Below are 5,971 nucleotides of genomic sequence, written 5' to 3' on the forward strand. Positions count from 1 at the left end.
CGAATCATGGTTGCCCATGGATTCAGAAATCTTCAGAAAGGGCAACTGTAATGCTAAGCTTACGCTGCTTTCGGCGCATTCGAGCGGGCGGCGCGTGGTTTAAGGGCCCAGGTCGCCCCCTCCACGAGCAGTTCATCCCACTTCTTTCTGCCGAGGGGCTGCAAATCAAAAAAGCAATAATTGAGGCAGTTGATCCGTCAGTTCAGGCTGTATCCCCCGAAAGTTTGCTCAAGAACCGGGACTTTGCCGCCGGCCTCGATAAGAGAAGGGGCGCTCGGGATCAGCAAACCGCCAAAAGACCCCCGGCGGGATGGTCGCCGAACCGAGCACTGACCTTCTGAGCCATATCGTCCGCGCGCTAGACGCACCATTTTGTTGATTCCGTGCCGCACTCGCGAGCAACGAACCGCCAGATTATTTCCGCTACTGAATTCGTCGTTAGGGGCACAGAGCACACGGCTCGTCGCGATAATCTCCCTTGAGGTCTTGCATAGCAGGTGCACTGGCCCATTCATGCAGCGTTTTCTGTGAACTCAAACAGCACAGAGTCAATATGCGCTCTTTCACTTTTGCTTGCCCGATTACCACCATGATTGTCCAGAAATGGATCGATGATGATAAGGACTGCGCGACAGAGAACGAATTTCAAGGCTTTGTTTGCCCGGCTTGCTCGCAGTTGCACTGGATGAACAGCAAGCCTGGAACACTCTTAGACAAGGAGAAGAAATGAGGGGACTCCCTGGCTCGAAGCGCGAGTTGAGCACGCAGAGACTGGGGAACGCTTCTCGGCCCCACAGGTCTGCTTACCTCCTATATCCGCGCCGCAATTCCATTGGTCGCACCCAAGCAATAGAGAAACGCCTCTAGGGCGAAGGCCGAACGACATCTGCCGGACTACAAACTTTCGTATAGTCCTTCAAAACCCTTTCGATGTGGAAGGTTACCTCGGTACAGTTGAGCGATCGATGTAATGCCTATAGAGGGTCCAGAACTCGGCACTTCGAGAGCGTGACGCTTGCGCATTCGAAGAGGCCAGACGCGATTGACGTCGTCGATCGGGGACTGACATTAGCCTGCGCAGAGAAACGATTTGTCAAACCAAGAGAGCAAACGGCGGGTCGCTCTGATCACCGGCGTCACCGGGCAGGACGGCGCCTATCTCGCCGAATATCTGTTGTCGCTGGGCTATGTCGTGCACGGCCTCAAGCGGCGCTCGTCGTCGTTCAACACCGCGCGTGTCGATCATCTCTACCAGGACCCGCATGTTGGCGACGTGCCATTCCTGATGCATTACGGCGACATGACGGACTCGACCAATCTGATCCGCCTGGTGCAGCAGATCCGGCCGACCGAAATCTACAATCTCGCCGCCCAAAGTCACGTCGCCGTCAGTTTCGAAAGTCCCGAATACACCGCCAATGCCGACGCCATCGGCGTGCTGCGGCTGCTCGAGGCGATCCGTATCCTCGGCATGGAGAAGGAGACGCGGTTCTACCAGGCCTCGACCTCCGAGCTCTATGGTCTCGTCCAGGAGATCCCGCAGAAGGAGACCACGCCGTTCTATCCGCGCTCGCCTTATGGCGTGGCAAAACTCTACGGCTACTGGATCACCGTGAACTACCGCGAAGCTTACGGCATGTTCGCCAGCAACGGTATCCTGTTCAACCATGAGAGCCCGATCCGCGGCGAGACCTTTGTGACCCGCAAGATCACGCGCGGCGTCGCCCGTATCGAGGTCGGTCTGGAGAAGATGCTCTATCTCGGCAATCTCGACGCCAAGCGCGACTGGGGTCATGCCAAGGATTATGTCGAAGGCATGCACAAGATCCTGCAGGCCGACAAGGCGGACGACTTCGTGCTCGCCACCGGCGAGATGCGCTCGGTGCGCGAGATGGTCGAGCTGTCGTTCGCGCAGGTCGGTCGCCGCATCGGGTGGCGCGGCGAGGGCATCGACGAGACCGGCATCGACATCAAGAGCGGCAAGACCGTGGTGCGGATCGATCCGACCTACTTCCGCCCGACCGAGGTCGATCTGCTCGTCGGTGATGCCAGCAAGGCACGCGAGGTGCTCGGCTGGACGCCGAAGCGGACGTTTGTCCAACTCGTCGAGGAAATGGTGGCGAGCGATCTGGCGGAGGCAAAACGGGATGTGGCTGGTGGCAAACGCACCGTTTGAGCTGACAGGCAAGACCGTCTACGTTGCCGGACATCGCGGCATGGTCGGCAGCGCGCTCGTGCGCCGCCTGGCGCGGGAGGACGTCAAGCTCGTCGCGGTGGACCGGCGCGAGGTCGATCTCTGCAACCAGGCCGCGGTGTTCAACTGGTTTGCAAAGACGCGGCCGCAAGTCGTCTTCCTTGCCGCCGCCAGGGTCGGCGGCATCGTCGCCAACGACACGCTGCGCGCAGAATTCATCTACGAGAACATCGCGATTGCGGCCAACGTGATCCACGCTGCGCATCAGAGCGGCGCCGAAAAGCTGATGTTTCTGGGCTCGTCCTGCATCTATCCGAAGCTGGCGGCGCAGCCCTTGCGCGAGGACTCGGTGCTGACCGGCCCGCTGGAGCCGACCAACGAGCCCTACGCGATTGCCAAGATCGCCGGCATCAAGATGGCGGAGGCCTATCGCAGCCAGTACGGATGCGACTTCATCAGCGTGATGCCGACCAATCTCTACGGCCCCGGCGACAATTATCATCCCGAATTGAGCCATGTGGTCGCCGCCCTGATCCGCCGCTTCCACGAGGCCAAGGTCGCGGGTGCGAGGAGCGTCGCGGTCTGGGGCACCGGCACGCCGCGGCGCGAGTTTCTCTACGTCGACGACATGGCGGATGCCTGCGTGCACCTGATGAAGACCTATTCGGGTGCGGAGCTGATCAACATCGGCACCGGCGAGGATATCACCATTGCCGAGTTTGCCCGCAGCGTCGCCGAGGTCGTCGGCTACATCGGCGAGATCACGTTCGACACCTCACGCCCCGACGGCACGCCGCGCAAGCTGCTCGACGTCAGCCGTCTGGCGAGCCTCGGCTGGCGCGCGAGGACATGGCTCGCAGATGGAATGGGGCAGACCTACCAGGCCTTCTTGGCTACATCGGACAAAAGGACAGAATCATGCAGTTGCTAGCCGCTGATGGCGTTCATTGTTCGGTTCCCAGAAAGTTGCTTTAGGATCTTCCGGCGAATTCGACGGGGCTCCACGTGTTGCTCGGAGCTCGCGCACTGCCGGGTGACGCGTGCCCGATGGAGGGCAGGCACGGCTAGACTGGAGCGAATTGGTCAGCCGCGCCTTGCGGACGCTCTGTTTTGAACTTGAGGTAAACTGATTAGCATGTGCGGAATTGTCGGTATCTTAGGGCGCGGTCCGGTCGCGGATCGCCTCATCGATTCACTCAAGCGACTGGAATATCGCGGTTATGACTCAGCAGGCATTGGAACGCTCAAAGGAAATCATATCGAGCTTCGGCGCGCCGAGGGCAAGCTGAGGAACCTTGAGACACGCCTTCGCTGCCATCCGCTCTCAGGCCATGCCGGGATAGGGCACACACGCTGGGCTACCCATGGCAAGCCGACCGAGCACAATGCTCATCCGCATGCAACGGACAATGTTGCAGTCGTCCATAACGGCATTATCGAGAATTTCCGCGAGCTGCGCGCGGATCTGAAACAGCATGGCGCCTGTTTCGCCTCTGAAACAGACACCGAGGTGGTGGCGCATCTCATCGACTCATATCTGAAAAGTGGCTGCTCGCCGCAGGAAGCAGTAAAAGCGTCGCTGCCGCGGCTAGTGGGCGCGTTTGCGCTAGCAATCCTATTCAAGGGTCAACACGACCTCATGATCGGTGCGCGCAAGGGCTCACCACTCGCGATCGGCCATGGCGAAGGCGAAATGTATCTCGGATCGGATGCTATCGCGCTCGCGCCCCTTACCGACTCGATCACCTATCTTGAGGACGGCGATTGGGCTGTGCTTAACCGCAACTTCAGCGTGGTCTACGACGCACAAGGCACAGTCGCCCGCCGGGAAGTGGTGAAATCTGGCGCGTCGTCGGTTCTCGTGGACAAAGCAAACTACCGCCATTTCATGGCAAAAGAAATCCACGAACAGCCAGAGGTGATCGGGCAGACGCTGGCGCATTACGTCGATATCGCCACCGAGAGCGTGGCACTGCCGCAGGAGCTTCCGTTCGATTTCGACGAGATCGGACATATCTCGATCACGGCTTGCGGTACGGCAGGCTATGCCGGCCATATCGCCAAATACTGGTTCGAGCGGCTGGCTCGTATTCCGATCGAGCTCGATGTCGCCTCCGAATTTCGCTATCGTGAGGCACCGATGCGCAAGGGAGATCTTGCTATCTTCATCTCGCAGTCCGGCGAGACGGCCGATACGCTGGCCGCGCTCCGCTACGCCAAATCGCAAGGCCTGCATACGCTCTCGATCGTGAACGTTCTGAGTTCGACCATTGCGCGCGAAAGCGGGACAGTGTTGCAGACACTCGCCGGACCTGAAATCGGCGTTGCCTCGACCAAGGCGTTCACATGCCAGTTGGTCGTCCTGGCGGCGCTTGCGGTCGCTGCGGGCAAGGCGCGCGGTGAATTGTCGGAGAGCGAGGAGGTCGATCTCGTGCGAGCGCTGATCGAGATTCCCCGGCTAGTCAGAGCGGCGCTTGCCAGCGAGTCACAGATCGAGAAGCTCGCACGCGACATCGCCAAATCGCGTGACGTGCTATATCTTGGTCGCGGCACGTCGTTTCCACTGGCGCTGGAAGGGGCACTGAAGCTGAAGGAAATCTCCTATATTCACGCCGCCGGCTATGCGGCCGGAGAGCTCAAGCACGGCCCCATCGCCTTGGTCGACGAGAGCGTTCCCGTAATCGTCATCGCTCCTTGCGACCGGCTCTTCGAAAAGACCATCTCGAACATGCAGGAGGTCGCCGCACGCGGCGGCAAGATTATCTTGATAACGGACGCTAGCGGTGCCGTAGAGGCGTCCATGGATACACTCGCGACGATCGTGCTGCCGGAGATGGGGACGACATTTACGCCCATTGTCTATGCGATTCCGGTGCAGCTCCTGGCCTATCACACGGCCACCTTGATGGGCACGGATGTCGACCAACCGCGAAATCTTGCGAAATCTGTCACCGTCGAATGAGCCAAAGCGCGCCACCTGGGATCGTCGTGGGTCAGATACCGAAGGCTCGCAAAGCCCTGGCCAGTTCTCATCATGATGTGCGGCCCAGCTCCAGGCGCGACGCCAGCGCTTGGCGTACTTGGTTGTGCCGGTTCATGATCGGGAAGCTGGGACTCATGCGCAGATCTATGGCCAATCAAGTTACGAGGCTGGTGCGTCCGCCACGACACAGATAACAAGCTTCTCACCGGAATTGCCCGAGGTTTCAGTAGCTTGAGAGTCACACTTGCCGCGCGAGCGGAATAAAGCCCGAAAGACTGTGCGAGTTTGCGGCAATTGCCGAAAATATGCCGGAAACGTCAGGCGCTTACGGGTTGGTCGATAGTGCCCTGATGGCCGATTCGCGGCCATGAAACTGCACTCGGCTGGTGTGAGATTTTCTCCGGTACCGGCCATTTCAAACCGAGAGGAAAACTCGCGATGTCACCAGTGTCCGTTGCGCACGCGCCGAATGCCAAATCGCGCATTGGCGCGATCTTACGTGCGACGAGCGGCAACTTCCTCGAGCAGTTCGACTTCTTCTTGTTCGGGTTCTACGCCAGTGCCATCGGAAACGCGTTCTTTCCATCAGGAAGCGAAACCGCTTCACTGCTTAACACCTTCGGTGTGTTCTGGCTGGGTGCCTTGATGCGACCTGTTGGCGCCATCGTGCTTGGAGCCTATATTGACCAGATTGGCCGTCGGCAAGGCCTGATCATCACGCTTTCGATCATGGCCATTGGCACCATCATCATCGCCTTTTGTCCCGGCTATGCGACGATCGGCGTTGCCGCACC

At 59.4% G+C, this 5,971-nt stretch carries 4 protein-coding genes; all 4 read left to right on the plus strand.

The genetic code is table 11. The features are described from left to right. Positions 1-1,090: 1,090 nt before the first annotated feature. Positions 1,091-2,176: a GDP-mannose 4,6-dehydratase gene (gene gmd / locus FXV83_RS40490; RefSeq protein ID WP_148745619.1), complete on the plus strand. Its 1,086-nt coding sequence runs from the start codon at positions 1,091-1,093 to the stop codon at positions 2,174-2,176. After that, entirely contained in the window at positions 2,157-3,125 is a 969-nt protein-coding gene (gene fcl, locus FXV83_RS40495) for a GDP-L-fucose synthase (protein ID WP_148745620.1), read from the plus strand. Before gmd ends, fcl begins: the two co-directional genes overlap by 20 nt. 204 nt (positions 3,126-3,329) lie before the next feature. Continuing rightward, a complete protein-coding gene (gene glmS, locus FXV83_RS40500) occupies positions 3,330-5,156 on the plus strand; it encodes a glutamine--fructose-6-phosphate transaminase (isomerizing) (RefSeq protein ID WP_148745621.1) in 1,827 nt (608 codons plus the stop codon). A gap of 459 nt (positions 5,157-5,615) precedes the next feature. Further along, a partial coding sequence (locus FXV83_RS40505; protein ID WP_148745622.1) for an MFS transporter occupies positions 5,616-5,971 on the plus strand: 356 nt, incomplete at its 3' end.

This window comes from Bradyrhizobium hipponense (assembly GCF_008123965.1).
GTDB lineage: Bacteria > Pseudomonadota > Alphaproteobacteria > Rhizobiales > Xanthobacteraceae > Bradyrhizobium > Bradyrhizobium hipponense.